This window comes from Bartonella sp. AP19HLJMH (assembly GCF_042196245.1).
In the GTDB taxonomy this organism is placed as follows: Bacteria; Pseudomonadota; Alphaproteobacteria; order Rhizobiales; family Rhizobiaceae; genus Bartonella.
The window spans coordinates 98888-121931 of the sequence record NZ_JBHIPX010000003.1; the positions used below are offsets into that span (position 1 = coordinate 98888).

Annotated in this window: 11 protein-coding genes and 1 pseudogene; 8 read left to right on the forward strand and 4 right to left on the reverse strand. The window is 39.1% G+C overall.

Features of this window, described 5'->3' with window-relative positions; translation table 11 throughout:
• The first annotated feature begins 946 nt into the window (after window positions 1–946).
• Window positions 947–1600 carry a fructose-6-phosphate aldolase gene (gene fsa, locus ACFINR_RS02975; protein WP_375652462.1) on the forward strand — a complete coding sequence of 218 codons (654 nt, stop codon included), beginning with the start codon at window positions 947–949 and terminating at the stop codon, window positions 1598–1600.
• On the opposite strand, the gene lptE is transcribed toward fsa, so the two are convergent.
• The gene (gene lptE / locus ACFINR_RS02980) at window positions 1597–2205 is read right to left on the reverse strand and encodes an LPS assembly lipoprotein LptE (protein WP_375628707.1); all 609 of its coding nucleotides are present in this window, start codon (window positions 2203–2205) and stop codon (window positions 1597–1599) included. The two genes, fsa and lptE, sit on opposite strands and share 4 nt — an antisense overlap.
• A complete protein-coding gene (leuS, locus tag ACFINR_RS02985; protein ID WP_375652487.1) occupies window positions 2192–4834 on the reverse strand; it encodes a leucine--tRNA ligase in 2643 nt (880 codons plus the stop codon). The genes lptE and leuS overlap by 14 nt, the downstream gene beginning before the upstream one ends.
• 165 nt (window positions 4835–4999) lie before the next feature.
• Here leuS and ACFINR_RS02990 point away from each other — a divergent pair, with 165 nt between their 5' ends.
• The 6 genes from ACFINR_RS02990 to ACFINR_RS03015 all read left to right on the forward strand — a co-directional run bounded on the left by ACFINR_RS02990 (window position 5000) and on the right by ACFINR_RS03015 (window position 12643).
• A complete protein-coding gene (locus tag ACFINR_RS02990; RefSeq protein WP_375652463.1) occupies window positions 5000–5689 on the forward strand; it encodes a YggS family pyridoxal phosphate-dependent enzyme in 690 nt (229 codons plus the stop codon).
• Between the two features lie 1164 nt (window positions 5690–6853).
• Complete coding sequence (locus ACFINR_RS02995) at window positions 6854–7036, forward strand: hypothetical protein (protein ID WP_375652464.1); 183 nt, start codon at window positions 6854–6856, stop codon at window positions 7034–7036.
• Between the two features lie 851 nt (window positions 7037–7887).
• Window positions 7888–9831: an acetate--CoA ligase gene (gene acs, locus ACFINR_RS03000; protein ID WP_375652465.1), complete on the forward strand. Its 1944-nt coding sequence runs from the start codon at window positions 7888–7890 to the stop codon at window positions 9829–9831.
• A 533-nt stretch (window positions 9832–10364) separates the two neighbouring features.
• A complete protein-coding gene (gene ftsE, locus ACFINR_RS03005; RefSeq protein ID WP_273723097.1) occupies window positions 10365–11024 on the forward strand; it encodes a cell division ATP-binding protein FtsE in 660 nt (219 codons plus the stop codon).
• Window positions 11017–11970, forward strand: a complete 954-nt coding sequence (locus ACFINR_RS03010) for a cell division protein FtsX (protein ID WP_375652466.1) — start codon at window positions 11017–11019, stop codon at window positions 11968–11970. The genes ftsE and ACFINR_RS03010 overlap by 8 nt, the downstream gene beginning before the upstream one ends.
• Window positions 11971–11974: 4 nt before the next feature.
• Window positions 11975–12643 (forward strand): YdcF family protein, encoded by a 669-nt coding sequence (locus tag ACFINR_RS03015; protein WP_375652467.1) that lies wholly within the window; start codon window positions 11975–11977, stop codon window positions 12641–12643.
• A gap of 1357 nt (window positions 12644–14000) precedes the next feature.
• Here the strand turns inward: ACFINR_RS03015 and ACFINR_RS03020 are convergent.
• Window positions 14001–18956 carry a DEAD/DEAH box helicase gene (locus ACFINR_RS03020; protein ID WP_375652468.1) on the reverse strand — a complete coding sequence of 1652 codons (4956 nt, stop codon included), beginning with the start codon at window positions 18954–18956 and terminating at the stop codon, window positions 14001–14003.
• Between the two features lie 731 nt (window positions 18957–19687).
• On the opposite strand from ACFINR_RS03020, the pseudogene ACFINR_RS03025 reads away from it, so the two are divergent.
• Window positions 19688–19872: pseudogene (locus ACFINR_RS03025) on the forward strand (integrase); the annotation flags it as partial.
• Window positions 19873–21052: 1180 nt separating this feature from the next.
• Here the strand turns inward: ACFINR_RS03025 and ACFINR_RS03030 are convergent.
• Window positions 21053–23041, reverse strand: a complete 1989-nt coding sequence (locus tag ACFINR_RS03030; RefSeq protein WP_375632079.1) for a MacB family efflux pump subunit — start codon at window positions 23039–23041, stop codon at window positions 21053–21055.
• Window positions 23042–23044 lie beyond the last annotated feature (3 nt).

The following is a 23044-nucleotide window of genomic DNA, read 5'->3' on the forward strand; positions in this document are numbered from 1 at the left end:
TATAGCAAAAAAACCAGCGCCATTCTTCTGTGTAAATAAAGCGCATCACTATTAAGCATTCAACATGCTATCGGTTAAGTGCATCCTTCAACAAAGCGATCCCATAGTGTGACCTCTTCCCAACACACACGTTTATTTTTTTACCGCCTCATATCTCAATTTATCTTCAACAAACTGATTTATAAAGATATAATCATCATTTTACCTATTGTAATAAAACCCTCAATACGATGAATTTTTCTCATTTCAACCCCATCGAGGAACATTTGTAAATCCTTATTGATGAAAGAGTATCCCATGATTTTAATTATAGGGAGAATAATATTGCAAATGGAGCCGTTACAATATTCACCTTGGCTTTGTGCCAAAACGTGAAAACACGTGTATACATCTTTCAGCTTGATTGAGAATCAAGCAACAATACAAGCAGCACAAAAGCGTATTGTTGAAGAATGGAGAACACAGAATAAATCAATGTAATTGACCATAAAAAAAACCCTTCATGCGTAAAATTTTACAGGCGTTCTTCAACAGTGTTTTACGACAAAATAAATCCATCCGCTTTCATCAAAAACAAAGTTAAACATACCCCCTAAAAAAGGAAGGTATCTTATGATGCACTCTCAAATATCAAGAGCAATCGCAAATAGGAAATGAGCAAAGTGTTTGATAATGCTAGCTTATTTCCATAAATATAAAAACACCGCTACGCAAAGATGCCAATACGCAAAAATGTTGGTACGCAATGAATTCTATACCTTATCACGAGTAACACTATGAAATGGGTGTGGAAACGATAAATCATATTTCTTTACCGAAAACGGGTACATGATTAACACCATAGCATTCTTGTTCTTTACACAGATATTAATTCTTTCTCTTGCTTTTGCAGTCAACAATAGCGCATAACAAAAAATAGGATAAAGCTAAAAAGAAGAGGTTAGAGATGAAATTTTTTGTGGATAGCGCCAATATTGAAGAAATTCAAGAGTTACAGAATTTAAGCCTTGTTGATGGTGTTACCACCAATCCCTCTCTTATCCTAAAATCAGGACGCAATATTTTTGATGTTACAAAAGAAATTTGTGCTCTCGTTAGCGGACCTGTTTCTGCTGAAGTTGCAGCAACGGAATTTGAAAGCATCATGAAAGAAGCAGCTGTTTTAGCAAAGATTGCCGACAATATTTGTATCAAGCTTCCTTTAACACTCGATGGATTAAAAGCCTGTAAAGCCCTCACAGCAGCAGGACTAAAAACAAATCTCACACTTTGTTTTTCTGCCAATCAAGCCTTATTAGCCGCCAAAGCAGGTGCAACATTCGTTTCACCTTTTATTGGTAGACTTGATGATTGTGGAAATGATGGAAGTGAACTGCTTCATGAAATTCGCACAATTTATGATAACTATAACTTTGAAACACAAATCCTAGCCGCTTCAATCCGCACCGTTAATCATGTCAAAGAAGCAGCACTAAGCGGTGCTGACATTGCAACAGTTCCACCAGCAATCTTAAAAGCACTGGTCAAACACCCTCTCACCGACAAAGGGTTGCAAATATTCCTCGACGACTGGAAAAAAACAGGACAAAATATTGCTTAATATCTAGAATTTTTATTGGAAAGATCTTTTGAAAGTAACAAAAAGATCTGTTCAGCCAACTCTTCCGCAACACGTTTTTTTGCATCTTCTTCTGCTTGCAGCGTTGCATATTCTTGACGAAGTCGCTCAAAAGATGCATTCATCATTGCTGTTCCTTTTGCAACAAGAGTATTTTTCATATCCTGCAAAGTGTAAGAAGCTCTGCTCATAACAGTTCCAACAGAAGGTCGTCCCTTTCTCTTTTTCTCGAAATCAACCTCTATCTGCATAGATTCTCTTGTAAAGACGGATATCTGTAATGCCAATTGATAAGCAGGTAGAGAAGGTTTAGCACCATTTCCATACAAAAGAAAAAGCAGATGGTTGCGCACCATTTGACCAAAACGATCCGAAGGTTCTTCCACAACAATAGAAGCAAGCTTTTGCGCTAATCCCAAAGAAGCTTGTCCAGAAGGGTATCCAGAAGCAGGATTCCCATAAGAAGCAGAATCCATTGTCATTGCACTCTGCAACTCTTGACGGTAAAGCGGTTCAACTTTGCATCCACACAACAGTGTGAATACACCAGCTAAAATGACAAGAATAGAACTTCTAAAAAACGACATTCACAATCCTTTTTGGAACAACAATGATTTTTTTCACAGGCTTTTCAACCAGCTGCGCCTTTACAAAATCTAACGCCAAAACCGCTTCTTTAATCATCACCTCATCAGCAGTTGCTGCAACGCTCACCTCACCGCGTTTTTTACCATTAATTTGTACTGGCAAAGTATAGCATTCCGCAACGGTTAACGTAGGATCATAAATAGGCCAAGCAAGCGCAGATATTAAATTTTTTCCCCCTAAAGCAGCATGACATTCTTCTGCTAAATGGGGCATCATTGGTGCAATCATAGCAAGAAAAAAATCCATGGCTTGACGTAAAGAAGCTTTCATTTCATCGTCAACACTTTCTATCCTATTTAACCACGGTGCCATAATATTCAAGAATTCATAAAGGCGTGCAATAGCCCGATTAAAAGCGAATTTTTCCAAATCATCTTCTACAGCGCAAAGCGTGCGATGTGCGACCTTTGAGAGTTCCAAAGCCGCTCCCTGATGCCCTGCACAAGGCGCCACATCCTTTAAAATAGAAGCACTCACAGCCACATGGCGCCAAACACGCTGTACAAAGCGATGTGCACCTTCAACACCAGATTCTGTCCAAATGACATCCCGCTCGGGAGGAGAATCTGACAACACAAACCAACGCACAGTATCAGCGCCATAAGATGCAATAATATCATCAGGATCAACGACATTCTTTTTTGATTTTGACATTTTCTCAATCAAACCAATCGTCACTTCACTTTGATCGGTTAATTTATAAGCACACCGCTTTCCATCTTTTTCAACAATCGAAATTTCTGCTGGAGAAACCCACCCTTTATCATCTCGATAGGTTTCATGCACCACCATACCTTGGGTAAAAAGCCCCTTAAAAGGCTCATCTACCGTCACATGACCGACCAATTTCATAGCACGCATAAAAAAGCGTGCATAAAGAAGATGCAAAATGGCATGCTCAATTCCACCAATATATTGTTGCACAGGCAACCATTCAGCTGTTGCTTGTTTGTCAACAGGTTCCTGCGCAAAAGGAGCCGTAAAGCGTGCATAATACCAAGAAGAGTCAACAAATGTGTCCATAGTATCGGTTTCGCGTTTGGCAGGTTGACCACAGGAAGGACAAGTAACATTCTGCCACCTTTCATGTCGTGCAAGAGGATTTCCTGGTTGATCAAAAGTAACATCATCAGGCAACACAACCGGTAAATTGGCACGTGGAACAGGAACAACCCCACAAGTTGTACAATGGATCATCGGAATGGGACACCCCCAATAACGTTGACGTGAAATCCCCCAATCACGCAAACGAAATTGCACTGTTTTCTTCCCTTGCGGTTGCCCATTGAGCATTTGCTTTTCAAGCTTTTTAGCAGCTTCTTCAAAAGCTTGTCGGGGTGTCAAACCATCCAAAAAACTAGAATTGATCATCACCCCATCACCCGTATAAGGTGTTTCAGGTGTGACAAAATCTTCTGCTTGCTCTCCTTTTGGTAAAACCACCGGTTTTATTGGAAGATCATATTTACGCGCAAAATCGAAATCTCTCTGATCATGAGCTGGACAACCAAAAACAACCCCTGTTCCATAGTCCATAAGCACAAAATTCGCGATATAAACGGGAATATGTACTGTTGAATCGAAAGGATGAACAGCCAAAAGGGGCGTGAGAAACCCTTGTTTTTCAGCTGTTTCAAGTGCTGCCGTTGTCGTTCCACCACACCGACAATTTTCAATAAAAGCACTCAACGCTTTGTCTTTTTTTGCCAAAGCTTGTGCAATAGGATGATCAACAGACAGAGCCAAAAAGGAAGCGCCAAACAGTGTATCAGGACGCGTTGAATAACAAACAACCTCATCAAATTTCTCACAAACATCATCAGCATCACCCGCCGACTTTAAAGCCCAACGAATCAGCAAACCTTGTGATTTTCCAATCCAGTTTTTTTGCATGGTGCGAACTTTTTCCGGCCATTGGTTCAGCTCTTCAAGCCCAGCCAAGAGATCTTCACTAAAGTCGCTAATTTTGAAAAACCACTGCGTCAACTCACGTTGTTCCACCAACGCACCAGAACGCCATCCCCGCCCATCAACAACCTGTTCATTGGCCAAAACAGTATGATCAACAGGATCCCAATTCACCTTAGCCACTTTACGTGCTACCAACCCCTTTTGATAGAAATCAAGGAACAACATTTGTTGTCGGTGGTAATATTCCTCATCACAAGTCGCAAATTCACGCGCCCAATCTAATGAGAGTCCTAATTGTTTTAATTGCCCGCGCATGACCGCAATATTTTGATAGGTCCAAGTTTTAGGATGCACTTTATTTTGCATAGCGGCATTTTCAGCCGGCATCCCAAAAGCATCCCACCCCATGGGATGAAGCACATTAAACCCCTTGGCGCGTTTATAGCGTGCAACCACATCCCCCATGGCATAATTGCGCACATGCCCCATGTGAATACGGCCAGAAGGATAAGGAAACATTTCTAAAACATAATATTTTTCACGAGCATCTTCTTGAAGAGTCTGAAAAATTTTCTTTTCATCCCAAATTTCTTGCCATTTTTTTTCTCTCGCACGTGGATTATAGCGTTCGCCTATATTATAATGTCCAATTATCATTCCCATTATACTCTTTTAATAAAACAGAACCAAAAACTTGTTTTATTATGCTTGACCATGGATTAACCTCATCGTCAACATTTTCGTGAAATATTTCCCTAAGTATTTTATAAAACTTTAAAAAAAACGACCAACTCTTGAACAAAAAAGGTAAAGCACAAAAACATGAATACACAAACGCCCCTCGATGCCCCTTCCGTTGAAGCATGGCAAAACCTTCAAAAAGACATTGCTGAAACATGCCAAGAGTTACAACGCCCTGTAGAAGAAATTGAACTTATCGCTGTTTCAAAAACTGTTTCTGCTGTTGATATACGCCCCATTTTACAAGCAGGCCAATTTTTGTTTGCAGAAAACCGCGTACAAGAAGCAGCACAAAAATGGCCTGCTTTACGTCAACAATTTGAAAATATTAAACTCCATCTCATCGGTCCCCTACAATCAAATAAAACGGCAGAGGCAGTAAAACTTTTTGATGTCATCCAAACGGTTGACCGTGAAAAAATAGCCAAAAGCTTAGCTGAAGAAATGGAAAAGCAAAAAAGGCATCTTCCTTGCTATGTTCAGGTTAACATTGGCTTAGAACCGCAAAAAAGTGGTATCGCACCACAAGAAGCTACATCTTTTGTCAACCAATGCAAAAACAACTATGGACTCGATATCATCGGACTTATGGGCATCCCCCCTGTCGACGAAAACCCCGGCCCCTATTTCGCGCTCTTAGCAAAATTAGCAAAACAAGCAGGTCTTCCAAAGCTTTCCATGGGCATGTCCAGTGACTTCAAAACCGCTCTACAGTTTGGCTCTAACGTCCTTCGCATTGGCTCTGCTTTATTTGGAAAACGCCCTGTGTAAAGCAATTTCCTCTCATATAAATTCCCATTGAAAATTCTACGAACAAACCAAAAACAAAAGAAATGAGAAAAATATTTCCTTCAATATCAATAAAAGGGCAATTCTAGCAAAAAAGATTCCAGTCCCTCTTTCATCCTGTTAGCAAAATAAGCAAAAAAGCTGGTCTTCTCAAATTTTTCACCGGTACATCCACAACACATACAATAGCTTCAAGATAGCATTGCAATTTGGCTCTCATATTCTCGCACATTGGCTCTACTTTACTCCCCTCTGACCGCCTCTCCAGCAAAAGCAATATAAAAAATAAATCCTTATATAAAGGCAAAATGATAAGAGGGGCGTTGCGCATGAATGAAAAAACTGTCGCGAAATAAATAATTACAAAAGAATATTGAATAAGATCATCGCAATGATTTCCATTGAAAATCATGAATTCTCTTAACTTCTCCAACACGCGTAAACAATTTCCCCACATGCCAATGGCATAAAGCAGACAAAAAGAGGTTTATGGTTGCATAATACAGTAACAAAACTCTTTCATGTAAGTCACTTGAGCAAAATAAACATCTCAAATACCCAATAGAGCACCAAGAACCGCGCTAAACAACATGATAGCAATCTATAAGGTCAACGATAGTATAGAGCCTTTCTATGCTCTACAAAGCGTAAATACAGTCAATATCTGCTTGAAAAATAAAAGAACGAATCCCACGCATGTGCGCATAATACATGCAGGCAAAACAATGGCAATGAGACCGATTTCAATAACGATATTCCTTTGTCGATCTCGTAAACAAAGAGAAAAACTTCAACTTTTCATATGCGCAATTTTTCTGATTTTAAACTTTAATTAAGAAAAATATGGTGTAATTTCTTATATTTTAAAATATTGAAAGTAATATTATTATATTTTTAAGAATAATAATTCCATATATACATAATATATATTATTTATACAGTATTTTTATTGCCATTTTTGAAGTTTATCTTTGACATTTTTCTAAAAATACATAATAGCCATTTGAAATGTATCATTATGATACTACTTTTAATATAGATAATTCAAGGAGGATTAAAATAAGAAATTTTGCTTCAGGTTTAACTTATACGATAAATGATTCAACACCTATCATTTATGGAAATGCATGTAGTACTAATGATTTTATGTATCACATAGGTGCAGGGGGGTTGCATGGAGCTTTTGATGGAGGAATAGGCGGGGCATTTGGCGGTATGTCTGGAGGACCAGCGGGGGCGCTTTCAGGTGGACTCTTAGGTGCCGCAGGTGGATTCTTAGCAGGTGGTCTTTGGGCTTTTGGAGAAAAAGTTTGGGAGTGTTGGTTCTAATTTATAGAGAATAGCGACAAAGATATCTCTGAAATTAGTATTTTTGTAAATATATTCGAAAGAATATACCAAATATCTATGGATAAAATATTTTTCAGAGATATCTACTATATAAAATATTATAATCAGGATTTTTCTATAATGGATATTCTTTATAAAGTTGCAAGATTGTTCTTAATACTTGTTGTATTTATCCCTATATATGCTACTTTTGTTAAAACATTCGGTGGTTGGAGTTGGAAACTATCTATAATAACAGGATTATTTGTGGGAATTCTATTTTTTATTTCTGATAGTTTATGTAGATATTTTGGGTTATATTAATCTTTATTGGATGAGTTCCGAGCACGCTGAATAAAGTAGCGACGATACTATTAATGAGTGGTTATGATTTATAATGACAGATTTTACTCATAAAATTATTGAATCGCTTATAGTAACATTTTTTTTGGTTTAATATATCTTTTTTATTATAAGTTTATTTATTATAGTTGGAAAGATTCTCTAAAAAAATCATTATTAATAAGCTCAATATTCTTTCTTGTTAGTCTTTTATTTAACTATATTGGTTTATATCAAATTTTGAGAAATATTTTATAATAGACATTTTTAAAATGTCTTAGTGTGTTTATAAAAAGCTCTATACCGCAATAGGTTTTGCTATATTTGAGTATCCTAAAAACATAGAATACCCTCTTTAATATCATCACATCAGATTTAAAAATTGACTATTCTAATCTTTGTCATTTAGTCTAACCTCATAATGAAAAGCTTTTGGGAAAACTCTGCCACAAATATAACCATACAAAAATACAGAGGCAGATTTTTCCAAACAATAAAAAGAGGGAAACATGACTGAAAAAATTTATCCAATATCAGAAGAGATCAAAAAAAATACTTTACTCGATGAGGAAACTTATCAACAATGGTATCGAGAAAGCATCAATGATCCAGAAAGCTTCTGGGCCAAACATGGTCAACGCATTGAATGGTTTAAACCTTTTACAAAAGTAAAAAACACTTCTTTTAACGGAGATGTCTCCATTCAATGGTACGAAGATGGGATAACAAATGTTACCTATAATTGCATTGATCGCCACCTGAAAACCCATGGAGACAAAATCGCACTCATTTGGGAAGGAGATAATCCTTACCATGATAAAAAAATAACCTATAACGAGCTTTATGAACATGTTTGTCGTTTTGCTAATCTTTTGAAAAGTCGTGGCATTAAGAAAGGCGATAAAGTAACCATTTATCTTCCTATGATTCCCGAAGCAGCCTATGCCATGCTTGCTTGTGCTCGCATTGGAGCTATTCATTCGGTTATTTTTGCTGGCTTTTCTGCTGAGGCAATAGCAGGACGCCTTGTCGATTGTGAATCAACCTTCATTATTACCGCTGATCAAGGCTTGCGTGGCAGCAAACGGATCAACTTAAAAGACAATGTTGATCATGCTATTGAGATAGCAGCGCGCCAAAACGTGCAGGTGGACCAAGTCATGGTTATACGGCGGACTTGTGGACCCATTCAATGGGTAGAGGGGCGTGATTTTTGGTACCACGAAGAGATAGCTCATGCCAAAACAGCTTGTCCAGCAGAACCCATGAATGCTGAAGATCCGCTTTTTATTCTTTATACTTCAGGCTCCACCGGCAAACCTAAAGGTGTTTTGCATACCACAGCAGGCTATCTTGTTTTTGCCTCGATGACTCACCAATATGTTTTTGATTACCACCCCGATGAAGTTTACTGGTGTACGGCTGATATTGGTTGGATAACCGGCCATTCTTACTTGGTTTATGGACCTTTATGTAATGGTGCGACCACTTTAATGTTTGAAGGCACACCAACCTTTCCTGACAAAGGCAGATTCTGGGAAATTGTCGACAAGCATCAAGTCAATACACTCTACACCGCACCAACAGCTATCCGCGCCTTAATGGGAGCAGGAAATTCGTTTGTTGAACACTCAGACAGAACATCGTTGCGTCTTTTAGGCACAGTAGGCGAACCTATTAACCCAGAAGCATGGGAATGGTTTTATCATACAGTTGGAAATGACCGTTGTCCGATTCTCGATACATGGTGGCAAACGGAAACAGGAGGGCATATGATCACACCCTTGCCCGGTGCAACCCCCCTCAAAGCAGGATCGGCCACACGTCCTTTCTTTGGTGTTCAACCCCAAATTGTTGATGCCCAAGGTAATGTTTTAGAAGGTGAAGCAGAAGGCAATCTTTGTATCAGTGATTCATGGCCCGGACAAATGCGCACACTTTATAAAGATCATGAACGCTTTATTCAAACTTATTTTTCCTCCTATAAAGGAAAATATTTTTCAGGCGATAGCTGTAGGCGCGATAGCGACGGTTATTATTGGATCACAGGACGGGTTGATGACATTCTCAATGTCTCGGGGCACAGGTTAGGAACCGCTGAAATTGAATCAGCTCTTGTTTCTCATCCCGCTGTATCAGAAGCAGCTATTGTGGGTTACCCGCATCCCATTAAAGGACAAGGAATTTATAGTTTTGTGACTCTCATGGAAGGAACAGCGCCAAGTGAAGAATTGCAAAAAGACCTTATCAAGCATGTGAGACAAGAAATAGGCTCTATTGCCATATTGGATAAAATTCAGTTTGCTCCGCAGCTTCCCAAAACGCGATCAGGGAAAATTATGAGACGTATTTTACGAAAAATCGCTGAAAACGATTTTGATACTCTCGGAGATATTTCAACTCTTGCCGAACCACAAGTTGTTGAAGATCTGATTGCCAACCGACAAAACTAAAAAACACGACGAAATACAACATACGGTGGTTTTTGTTTTTTGCTAAAATTATCTCAGCATTATTACGAAAACCACCGAGGATAATAAAAAACAAAACAATTCATGAAAAGCTCAATCATTCTAACAACAAACGCTTTTCTTCATGAGAGGTAAGAAATAATTTAAGCCAAAACCTCAGGATTGGGATACGAACAAGAATAAGAAAGTAAGATAAAAAGAGCAACATAGCTTTTTAAAATCACCCAATGTCCACTCAGTGCAAAAAAAGCTTCTGAGTAAGAAGGAAAAATAGTTCTGATGTTTATGCTAGAATCCCTTTGAAATTCCTGCTAAAATCATAAATAAGGCTAAAAAAAGAAAGTATAAGTGATAATATTCTTGAGCAAAAATATTTATCTATAACGAGGGTGTATAAAAAATATTGAAAACCATGAAATCTAAAATAAACAAGCTTACAACAAAAATCTAAAGCAATGAAAGTAAGAGTTTTTAGAATAAATGATGCAATATAAAATCAGGAGTAATAATAAAAAGTGATTCATTTTGAAAATGTCGGCCTACGCTATGGAATGGGCCCTGAGGTCCTTCGTGATATTAGCTTTCATATTCCTCCTGGATCATTTCAATTTCTCACAGGTGCCTCTGGAGCAGGGAAAACGTCGCTGATGCGTCTTATGTTTTTGGCACTCAAACCCACCCGCGGTCATATTGATCTCTTTGGAACAGACACAGCATTACTCAAACGACAAGAGCTCCCTGCGCTGCGACAACGTATCGGGGTGGTTTTTCAAGATTTTCGTTTACTCGACCACATGACCACTTATGAAAATGTCTCCTTACCTTTACGCATTAAAGGACAAGAAGAAGCAACCTATCGCAGTGAAGTGGAAGATCTTCTCTGTTGGGTAGGTCTTGGAGATCATATTCATGTTTTACCACCGGTTCTTTCCGGTGGGGAAAAACAAAGGGTAGCCATTGCACGCGCACTCATTGATCAACCTGAAATTCTACTTGCCGATGAACCCACCGGAAATGTCGATCCGCCCTTGGCAAAACGCCTCCTCCGTTTGTTTATTGAATTAAACCGTTTTGGAACGGCTGTTATCATTGCCACCCATGATATTGCCTTAATGGAACAAGTTGCAGCACGGCGTATGCTTCTCCATAACGGACGGATGACGATTCATGAATAAATCTTTCCCCATTTTTACAAGCAATAAAAAAAATACAACAGCGATTATTCCCAGTGGTAATATTTCTGGAAAAGCATTAGTTGCCGTGATTGCTATTATGACATTTCTTTCAAGCCTCACCTTAATCGGTGTTGATTTGGTCCAACGTGCCGCCCAAAATTGGAGTAATCAGATTAGCTATGAAGCAACAATACAAATACGCCCCATTGACAATGTTGATATCAACAAAGCACTCCGTGATGCCGTACAATTGGTTAAAACATTTTCTGGTGTACAAGATGCAAAAATTGTTGACCAAAAAGCTACAGAAAAGTTACTGGAGCCATGGCTTGGAACAGGCTTCAATGTCAATGAACTACCCCTTCCCCGCCTCATCATTGTGACCCTGAATGGGGATGAAAAAATCAATTTTTCAGCCATTAATCACGCCATTAAAACCCAAATTCCAGGAGGTCAATTTGATGATCACCGTGTTTGGGTTCATCGTTTTGCGACCATGGCACACACCACTGTTTTCATTGGTTTTTCAATTTTAGCATTGGTTTTAGGCTCTCTTATCCTCACCATCATTTTTGCCACCCGCAATGCATTGGCAGAAAATACACATATTATCAATGTCTTATATTTCCTTGGTACTGAAACTCTTTTCATTGCGCGCCAATTTGACTGGCATTTTTTTAAAACTGCGCTGCGTGGTGCTTTATATGGTGGTCTTACAAGCATATTTCTGTTTTCAGCCTTTTGCTTCTGGACGAATTATAACTTGGGAAGAGTAGAAGCTAGCCAAGTAACAGCTTTGTTTGGACATCTTTCCATAAGTTCCATCCCCTACGGAAAAATCACTCTGCTTATTATTTTCGTTTCTTTTCTCACCACCCTTACCAACCGCATGACTATTTTAGCGCAACTGAAAAAAATCGATCAATGTGAAAACGGTTTATTTTAATTTTATGACTCACAACAGCCCCAACTCATTGATGCAAAAAAATTTAGAACGTCCTCTTCCAAAACGGCCCCACTATAATAGTTGGTCTCCCTGCTTTTTATTTCGCTATTTTCCACCGACAACCCTTACTCTTTCAATCATTGTTTTAATTTTCTGGGGCGGTTTTATTATTTTTTCTGAAAAAACTGAACGACTTTCTCCCCCAACACCTCTCCCCAAAGCGGATGCCATTATCGTGCTTACAGGCGGAGAAAACCGAATAGAGACAGGACTTAATCTCTTACAAAGGGGGTTTGGTTCACGTCTCCTCATCAGTGGCGTAAATACCACAACCAATCTGAAAAGTCTCATGCACAACATGCATATTACCCCACGGCTTATCTCCTGTTGTATTGACATCGGACATCAAGCGATTAACACCAGAGGAAATGCTAAAGAAAGCGCCGATTGGATCAAAAAACACCACTATAAAACCCTTTATATCGTCACCCATGATTACCATGTGTGGCGCTCAATGCGAGAACTTAAATATTTAATGCCTGATATCCATTTCATTGCCTATCCTGTTAAAAAGAACAATGCTGAAAGTGCAATACAACAGATCAATCAAATCCGCATTCTTATATTCCAATATATTAAAACGCTCCAAGTCTATATCAGAACCGCATTCTAATCTTTATCCTTCTGACTTTTTAAAAACCTTGCCATCTTCTGACCTCTTCATACCTTTCTTTCATACCCTTCCACACGAGTTGCCTCTATAAAAACTCGACAGAGCTTACCCTCATACAACGCAGAACATCCCAATGCACGTGTCACTGTATTTGCACGTTCACCCAAAACATCTCTTACATCCCAAACATATCTCACAGCGCGGATCTGTACATGCCATCCCAATATTATAAGCTCTTGTAAATAGAGTCCCCAGACAACTATAAGATCTCCCGACTTATTATAGGAGATCTATTGACACCACCCTCTTTACCCTTCATAAAAAATGCAAACCGCCTCACCCTATATTTTGCCACCTCCCAAGTATTACGATAGCTCTTAAACCTCTTGGGATGATTGGTAAGAGGCATGCATTACGCCTTTCTTAAACACGAACATACCAACCTCGTATGACATGCAAAGAAGTAATTTTAATAGATTTAAAATGAGAAAATTTATAATACTTAGATTTCTCATTCAACAGAGAGAATGTTAAACTATCATTATAAGTCAATATATTAGTAACAATCTCTTATTCTAAAAAGCATCTTCATAAGAGCATTTTAGATCACAGATAGAAATAAGCTCAAAACGCACACCGCGACAAATACCCTACGTTTTTTATCGCAATCTTTTTTGAAATCATTTCGCTCTCTAAGATCACCTTTTGTCTGGTTTCCTCTCCCAAAAAGAACGAAAACTTTTAAACTCTATTGATCTGTAAACAATAATAACTCAGCTTCTTGTCTAACGCGTTCCACCTGCTCACTTCAATATCAGAACACCTCAAAAGACAGATTTCATGAGAATTGTCATTTCCTCTCAACATCTCAAAAGGCGACGATTCTTATTAGCAACGATTTGTAAACAATCCACTTTCTCTGGACAGGTTCCACTCAGCTTCCCCATTTATATGGTTTACTCACATAAAGCTCGACAAGAAAACCCTGCCTGAGAATATTCATCACTACCGCTAAAGCTCATGCGTCATAATTTTAGCGACCTCACTGCCTAAGGTGCTTTATCACATACAATATATTGATTTATAATGAAATTTATTACGCTTCAACTTGAATGAGAGCTCTCAATATCATCAGATTCTCTCATTTCAAATCTGTTCTCTATTGAATCAATCAAAACCATTTTCTTGCACATCACATAGGACTTGCACATCACAAAGGAAGAGAGCCTGCGCAGCGTAAAACTGTACAAGAAAGACATGCCTCTTATGGACGTGTCTCAAGTGCCAAGGGCTGTCGCAATACCCACGAGCTGACAAGGTGTGTGATAGTGCCAGTTTGTTACGACACAGCGCTATTTTACCGCACAATGGATAATTTAACCTTTTCAGTTTCTCTCACTTCCAATTTTGGCAGGTTGCGCACAATTTTCATTGTTTCCAAGCTTACAGTAATAACCCGCTGAAACAATTCCAATGGATAAGCTGGATTACCCACCGTTTCAACAGCATAGCGATTGGCATCATTCACAATCCCACTCGCTTTATCCGTTTTGACAACCTGCCGCTCCATAACCCATTCAAGAGCAGGCCTGCCATTGATCACATACTCATAAGCTTCAAGAGGAATATTCTGCATCGTGATATTCGCATTATAAACCACGGTGCTTTTGTCAATAGCACCACGCTTACCAGCAAATTTCATTGCTTCAACACGATAAAAACTCTTCTCATCAGAAATCACCCAAGTTCTTGGATCACCCTGTTTATAGGTAACGGGATAGGGTTCAACCTCTTCATAATTCATATGCAAATCACCAAGCTTTCGCCCCGCTGTAACAAAAGCCCAAAAATCCTCTACCTTTTTAACTGTTGGAATACGCGGCAATTGTTTAGATAAATTATGCGCATAACGAGCACGATAATCTTCAGAATGCAAAATCCCGTAAACATAATAAAACAAATCATCCTTTGTTATCATTTCACCAGGATAAGCTGCCTTAAAATAAGCCAACCCTTCATCCGTAAGAGCATCACGCCGCTCTAAACCAGTTTCTTTACTTTCCTCTGCAAAATTTGCAAACAAATGAACCTGATCCCCCTCCTTATTTTTCAAGGACACAGCATCTTCATAAACATACCGTGGAAAACATTGACCAGTATCCATTGCATGAAGATTAGATAAATTCTTAGTCATCAGAACAGAAAAGCCACTGCTTGCTCCAATTCCCGTAACTTGTATCACCTTATTTTCAGCCGCTTGTTCCAGAGGAAAAATACGTGGCATTTGTAAAACTCTATGGTTAAAAACACGATTGTAATAGAGCCACTGTTGTGTAAAAGGACGATAAAGGCTCTGGGTAATATACGTATCTTTAAATTTAAAAGCTTTCCCCCTTATTAATTCTTCTTTAAGGCTACTACTCCAACTAATCTTTCTAGAATCTGTATTGACAAAATCGTTCACAGCATTTGCACGTGCTTTGCGATCAGAATGTAGATACGCAGCATTAAAACGCTCTACTTCACTGTTATAAAAAGCAATCATATTGCTCATATTCTTTGCTAAAGCTTCACGACTTGAGTTATATGTCCAAGCATCACGACTAGTTTGTATACCGCCAGAAAAATTTTCAAAGAGCCTTTTATCACTGCCTTTCTTGTCACCTAAGGCTAGAAATTTTTCAAAATCATTATTGCGCTGATTCAGCCAATCGCCATGCTCATCAGGTGTAATCATCTGCCAGCTGTGTTCACGTGTGATACCACCAATACTCCCCAACCTCTGAAGTTCACGGAGCTTTTCTTTTGCTGTGAGATAATCTCCAATATCACGAAAATATATTTTCCCATGCTGTTGTGCATCCGGATTTTTAACCAAAATGGAAATCGCAATAGGTGCGCGAGACCCAGAACCAAAAATCTTTCCCCCCTCCTTTCGAGAGAGTTCTCCAGAAGTTCGTTGATTCCCCCGCAAATGGAAAATATAAAGGCTGCTAAATTCCTCGATTAAACATTTTCGTAAACCATCCGTAGAGTAACTACTGATAAAACCTGCATTTGTCACAAAACCAATAACACCACAGTCTTTTATACGGTCACTTGCCCAACGAATGGCACGAATATAACTGTCATAAAGTCCATTAACATTGCTTGCTTTAGATTGAGCGGCATAGGTTTCACGAATGCGACGATCCAATTTAGGATAGCCAATATTCTGCGCATTGTCGTTTTCACTTTTTTGTCCAGAAGAATAAGGGGGGTTGCCAACAATAACACGAATATCCAGTTCCTTCTGGTGCGCCCGACGTGTACTGTTATCCACCAGCAAATCACTGATCAGGTCTTTTTCTTGCTCATAAAGCTGGAATGTATCGGTTAAACAAATTCCCTCAAACGGAACATAATCGCCCCCCATCAGACCATGATAGGTCGTCTCAATATTAATGGCTGCAATATAATAGGCTAAAAGCACGATTTCATTGGCATGAATTTCACGACAAAATTTGTGTTTCACTTCTTCTGGCTTTATCAGGCCCGATTGTAAAAGCCGCGTGATAAAAGTACCCGTTCCAGTAAAAGGATCCATGATGTGCACACCCGGTGAGCCAAGCGTTTGCCCAAATTCTTGCTCTAAGACATCATTGACAGAGTGCAAAATAAAATCCACAACCTCGACGGGGGTATAAACAATGCCTAGTTTTTCTACAGTGCGTGGAAAAGCATAACGAAAAAACTTATCATAAAGCTCTACAATCAACCTCTGTTTTGCTTTTGGATCCGTAATGCCACTGGCTCGTAATTTTACACTTGCGTAAAATTTTTCCAGATCTTTGGATTCCTTATCAAGATTTGCCTCATCAAGCACATCAAGCATACGCTGCATAGCACGCGAGACAGGATTCTCACGTGTGAACTGATAGCCTTCAAACAACACCTGAAAGACAGGACGCGTGATAATATGCTGTGCCAACATCTCAATCGCATCAGCTTCTGTAACAGCATCATTTAAGTCATCACGCAGTTCTGCCACAAACCTGTCAAAGGCTTGACGCGCCTCAGTATTTGGCTCTGCCAGAATGCCTGTTAAGCGCGTGATATGATTCTTAGCAATTTCAGCAATATTGCTCGCCCAATCCTCCCAATAATCACGTGTCCCACATTTCTTAACGATCTTTGCCAAAATCGCACGAGAAAGTTCATCTACGCAGAAAGAAAACTCCTCGTTTACCTGCTCTGTAAGAAAGCAATCATGCTCCAGACTTCCAATTCCCGCTCGTGCAGGCTGTGAGCGAACCGGAAGATTGTCTACAACAGCCGTAACAGCCTGTAACTCAGTGCTCTGCGTGACACCAATAATCTCAATCACATTGCTGATATCTTGCCCGAGGGATGCCTTATTAATCGTCGCATCAAAACGATCATCATGCGCACGCAAAGCATTTAAAATTTGCCAGATAACCCGATATTTATCATTGTTGTTCAAAGCCTGTTCCACTGGAGTATCAGGAGGAATACCAATTGGCAAAATGACATATCCCATCTTTTTACCTTCAGAGCGACGCATCACCCGCCCAACCGCTTGCACAACATCAATCTGGCTTTTGCGTGGATTTAAAAACATGATCGCATCAAGAGCCGGAACATCCACCCCCTCAGACAAACACCGAGCATTGGTCAAAATACGACAAACATCATCCCCACTATCAGCTTTCAACCAGTCAAGTAATGCACCACGATCCTTCGCATTGAAAGTGCCATCAACATGCTCAATTTCACACTTCAGAAAATGCTCATTTTCTGTATCCTCTTTTGTATAATCAAGATATTCTCTAACAACCGCAGAAAACTCATCACGCACAAGTTCAGAACTTTTAATAGTTTTACAAAACGCTAAAGCACGATGCATAGGATATAAATCCGTACCAACATCAGCCTTCATATTTTGTTTTGTCAAAGCCTTATAACAGCCAATAATCTTTGTTGCATCATCAAGAATAAGCTCAGAATCGCTATCACTAAGGCGCTTCTGAACAGCGGAACTGACCAATTTTTCGTCCATTGCTAAGACAATAACCTTATAATCTGTTAAAAGATCATTTTGTACTGCCCATGAAAAACCCCGATAAAAAAGTGTTTTACCAAAAAGCTTTTCATCATCCATAGAAGCAAGAACAGCATTAACTTCATTCGCGCGACTTTTTGCGTTATCACCAAAAATACGTGGTGTCGCTGTCATATAAAGGCGTTTCTTGGCACGAATAACATCATTGGAATGCACCTTAACAAAATTGGATTCATCCTCGCCCACCAGCGTTGCCCCTGTTGTACGGTGCGCTTCATCACAAATGATAAGATCAAATGTTGGCAAACCATAGTTTTTCTGAGCATCAGCAATCACCTGAATAGATTGATAGGTTGCAAACACCACGGTCATCTTATCTGCAACACTCTTCGCCACCTGTTCTGCAAGTTTAGCAGCATCGGTTGTCGCCGGAAAAGCAAGATCAAACACATCAATTTCAGCAACATCATCACTATTTTTACGACGCTTTCCCACTTGTGTATCGGAACAAACAGCAAAAGATGTCAATCCGATTCCTGCATCCGTTGTCCATTCACGCACCGTCTGTGACATCAGTGCCAAGGAAGGAACAAGAAACAAAACAAACTTGCCTTCACCCGCCAAATCCTCAGCAATTTTAAGACTGGTAAATGTCTTACCAGTACCACAAGCCATAATAAGCTTCCCCCGATCTGCTTGAGCAAGCCCAGCACGCACATCACGCAATGCTTCCAATTGATGTGGACGCAACTTCTTTTTATCCTCCAAAACAACTTTGCCTTGGGCTGCAAAAGTTTCCCAACGGATCGGACTTTGTTGTATATCGGAAAGATTAATCCGTATAACAGGAATATCCTGCCCCCGTATCATTGTTTCAGCGTTATCACTCCAAGTACTTTCAGTACTATCTATAATAACACGCCGCTTGAATGGAGCTTTCCCTGATGCCGAAATAAAACTATCAATATCTGCTTTTTTAATTCGATAGGCTGCATCATAAAATTTACATTGGATTGCTGCAAATCCCTCTTCATCACGAAGCTTTGCCACAAGATCAATACCGGTATCCCGACCATCCCAAGCATTTTCACGAGCCCAATCTTTAAAGGTTTGAACCTTCTCATAACACCCAGACTGAAGAGGATCATGTGTCAGATAAGCAAGAGCAAAACGCTCAAAATATGTACCTTTATCTCGTTCGGTACGCGCTTCATCACGATAGCTCTGTAAAAGCGATTGCAGCGTCGTCATGCTTTTCTCTCTATTAAAAACATCTTCAATTATCGAATCTAGACCTATTCATTAATGCCTCTTGTTCTACCCAAAAAACTTAAAAAAAGCTTAAAATTGCTTGATTTTAAGATATTTCTTCTATGCTTAATTAAATCAACAAGAGAGAATCTTTTGATCTTTTTGAGTATCCCCCAAATCATATGATGCATTTATTGATGTCTATATCCCTATGGAAATAAACGGTAAGGCGTGATGATTTTGAAAATATTTTTTGCCTTTTGTTAAGAATACACAATAAAGTGCGCAATAATTTTAGGATTTAGCTTAAGAATGAGAGGAGGAAATGGATAAGACACCTGCGAACACACAAGATACCAAGGAAGAAACTCCACACACAAAACAGCGCATTTTACGAACGATCATGCATATAATTTCACTATAAATACGCAAAATATTAGTTGTGATATTCAAAATATTGATTTTTGAATATTTTTTTGTCTTTTGTTCTTTCGTAGATTAATTATTCGCTTCTTATACTTTATAGCGGGTGGTTTTAGAATTCTTTTTTATATGTACAATATATTGATTTATAATGATAATATAGCGTCATTCATATTAAATTAGAACTCTGAATAACGTAAGATTTTCTCATTTCAAATCTGTTTATCTTGAATCAATCAAAACCACCCGCTTGCACATCACAAGCGGGATGAGTGTGTGGAGAAAAACTGTACAAGAAATGACTAAAAATGGCTCTTATGAACCGTCTTAATGCAAGGTCTATCAGCAACACCCACGAGCTGGCAAATATAATGATGGTGCCGGCTTATTACTTCATAAGCGTAAAGATGGAGGTGCTCAATAGATTTACCATGAACAGCGTCGCAAAATAGGCTTGGATACCTTGAGAAATGTTTCTTTAAAACAAGAGTGTTAATGTGCAACACAATGGCGCTCCGTATCGAACTTGTAGCAGGAGGAAGAATACCATACCAACTAGACATACCATTGCTCATCACTAGCGGCCATTATGTTTTTTAGCAGCATAATTGCAGCTTGGTATTACGATGTTCTCTTACTTCATCTCACATCTGCTGAATATGAGCTTATTCTTTTTCAATAAATGAAAGCCCCTTTCATTCATACATCATTCAAAATAAGAAGCTATCCGCCTCTCAAACTTTTTGTCTTCCTCACCAAACTCATGAAATCAAACCCGCATCTCACGGTATTAGTTCTTAAGATCACGCCCCCTACCGAGTATCTGACGGCATCCTTACCCTAGAAACTCAAATGGCTTGTTTATCCTTCAGCTCCAAAATCATGAGATAAGGCAGAAAAAAGCGATGCCTTAAACAAAATATTCTAAAGAAAGCTAAGTTACTCGCATAAAGGAACAGAAAATGGCTGTGTCTTAGGTCACATTTTAAAACTTGAGCACGATCATAATTTATTTGCATAAACCTAAACACCTATAATTTGCACCACCTTCTGCAAAACTAAAAGTGAGAAATCCTCATAACCTCTTTTCCGAAAATCTTAAAAAGACTAAACGAAACCTCTTAAACTGCTCAACTATCTCGATACCAGTTCATTTTTTTGGAAGAACGGAGGTTTAAGCTGTTTTTGGCATCAACCTTCTTTTTTGTTCTTTTGTTTGTTAGCAGATATACTATTCACTTCCCCCGCCTCTTTTTAGGTTAAATCTTAAGAATCGTCGCGCAGTATATTTTATTTGTCCTCCTCTTCACATCTCAGAAGACGAGAATTTTTAACAAAATTCAGTCTGCAAGCAATCTCATTCTAACGGGTTCTATTTAATTTCTCCTTAATAGGATTTACTTCCATAAGACTCGACAAGAAAGATTTAAAATATTCATCATGCATTCTCAAAACATTTAATGCCTCAAGAAGGCTTATATGCCTACCATATCTCACATGATGGGGTGCCCTATAAAACGTTCACCTCTAGTGGTACACTCCACTTAATGAACAAAGCGTTTTCTAAAATAGAGCAGCAAATAATGCTAAACTTTTTCCATTCATGTTTCGCTTCATAAATGCTTCATCCAAGTGGAAAGCATCACGAACAAACATGCCCCAATTGATAAAGCTTAATCGCGTGAAAGAGCGACAACAGGGTCAAGCCGTGAAGCTTGCCGCGCTGGAGAAAAGCCAAAACATATTCCTATGAGGGTTGAAAAAGTAAGAGACATAATGATCGATTCAATAGTATAAACCAAATGAATAGGTGCCTTAAACAGAAGAAACAAGCCACCGATAGAAAGTCCAAGCAAGATCCCCAAACCACCACCAATCACACAAACCAAAATCGCTTCAATGAGAAATTGCTGTAAAATATCACTTTGCCGTGCACCAACTGCCATACGCACGCCGATTTCATTGATCCGCTCAGAAACTGTGACCAACATAATATTCATCACCCCTATACCCCCCACAACCAGGGAAATAGCTGCAATTGAAGAAATTAAAAGTGTTAAAATATTTGTACTCTCCATAACACGTTCACGGAAAAATTCAGAATTTCTAATGAAAAAATCCTCCCCGCCATGCCGCATAATGAGAAAACGTTTTATCATGGTCTCCGCTAAATATGAATCAATATCATCAGCAATCCTAACAATAATTGCACGAACTTCTGTTGTACCAAGAAAACGCGTCTGCACTGTTGTATAGGGTAAATAAAGCTGTAAAGTATTTGATGTATCTCCACTTGCATTATTTTGCGAATCAACAACACCAATAATACGCGCAGGAACATTACCCACATTCACCACCTTTCCAAGGGGGCTTTCATGGCTATGGGGGAAAAGAACAGACAATGCTTCTTTCTCGATCACGAGATCAACCGCCCGATCATGGACACTTTTTTGATCAAAAAACTGTCCTTTGAAAACTTTGAGCCCCTGTGTCTGAAAAAATTGTTCTCCCACCCCCGCAATAATGGCATTGACTTCAACTGCACCAAAACGCACTTTCGAGCTTGCTGAAATCTGTGGTGTCACACCAGAAACATAAGGTAATCCAGACAAGGCTTCTGCATCAGCTTCAACCAAACTGGTTATTTTTTCTGCTTGTGGATCAGAAAAACTTTTACCAGGAAAAATGGTTAATGTATTAGTACCCAAACTTTTAAAATTTTCCAGAATTTTCTCTCGTGTACCATTCCCTAAAGCCACCATAGCAATAATCGCCCCAATACCGATAATCACCCCAAGCATTGTTAGAAAAGTCCGCATGCGATGTGCATTCATTGCCAACAGAGCCATCACAAACGCCTCACGGAATCGCTCAACAAAAGAACGAAAAAAGCCCAGTTTTTGTTGGCCTTTTAGATTTTGTTGTTCCTGAAAAGATTTTCCACCAACTTTTGTTTTTGCAACCCTTGACCGTTTATCAGCAATAATTTCCCCATCACTGATTTCGATAATACGCTCTGCTCTTTCAGCCACCTGCATATCATGGGTTACAATGATAATGGTACGCCCCTCTTGATGAAGTTCATCCAAAATATGCAATACTTCTTGCCCACTCTTTTTGTCCAATGCACCAGTTGGTTCATCTGCAAGAATGACCTCCGCATTATTCATGAGCGCCCGAGCAATAGAAACACGTTGTTGCTGACCACCGGAAAGCTGATTTGGACGATGATTTATCCGATCACCCATGCCCAAACGCGTTAAAAGATCCTGTGCCCGCTTTTTCCTTGCTTCCACGGCACATCCCGCATAAATAGCCGGAATTTCAACATTACCAAGAGCTGTCAATTCATTCAACAAATGGTAACGCTGAAAAATAAAACCAAAATGATTACGTCGCAAAGCCGACAATTCATCCGCAGAAAGGGAAGCTGTTTCTTTACCAGAGATCCAATAACGACCAGAAGTTGGACGATCAAGACAGCCTAAAATATTCATCAAGGTCGATTTACCTGAACCGGAAGCACCTACAATTGCCACCATTTCACCACGTTTAATGGTAAGATTGATGTTTTTCAAAACGGTAACAAACGCTTCGCCCGCAGGAAATTTGCGCACAATATTTTCCAAGACGAAGACAGCATCTGCTTGATTTGTGCTCATGCT

Coding starts and splice junctions, on each gene's coding strand:
- fsa (WP_375652462.1), top strand. CDS start 947: ATGAAATTTTTTGTGGATAGCGCCAATATTGAAGAAATTCAAGAGTTA.
- lptE (WP_375628707.1), bottom strand. CDS start 2,205: ATGTCGTTTTTTAGAAGTTCTATTCTTGTCATTTTAGCTGGTGTATTC.
- leuS (WP_375652487.1), bottom strand. CDS start 4,834: ATGATAATTGGACATTATAATATAGGCGAACGCTATAATCCACGTGCG.
- ACFINR_RS02990 (WP_375652463.1), top strand. CDS start 5,000: ATGAATACACAAACGCCCCTCGATGCCCCTTCCGTTGAAGCATGGCAA.
- ACFINR_RS02995 (WP_375652464.1), top strand. CDS start 6,854: ATGTATCACATAGGTGCAGGGGGGTTGCATGGAGCTTTTGATGGAGGA.
- acs (WP_375652465.1), top strand. CDS start 7,888: ATGACTGAAAAAATTTATCCAATATCAGAAGAGATCAAAAAAAATACT.
- ACFINR_RS03010 (WP_375652466.1), top strand. CDS start 11,017: ATGAATAAATCTTTCCCCATTTTTACAAGCAATAAAAAAAATACAACA.
- ACFINR_RS03015 (WP_375652467.1), top strand. CDS start 11,975: ATGACTCACAACAGCCCCAACTCATTGATGCAAAAAAATTTAGAACGT.
- ACFINR_RS03020 (WP_375652468.1), bottom strand. CDS start 18,956: ATGACGACGCTGCAATCGCTTTTACAGAGCTATCGTGATGAAGCGCGT.
- ACFINR_RS03030 (WP_375632079.1), bottom strand. CDS start 23,041: ATGAGCACAAATCAAGCAGATGCTGTCTTCGTCTTGGAAAATATTGTG.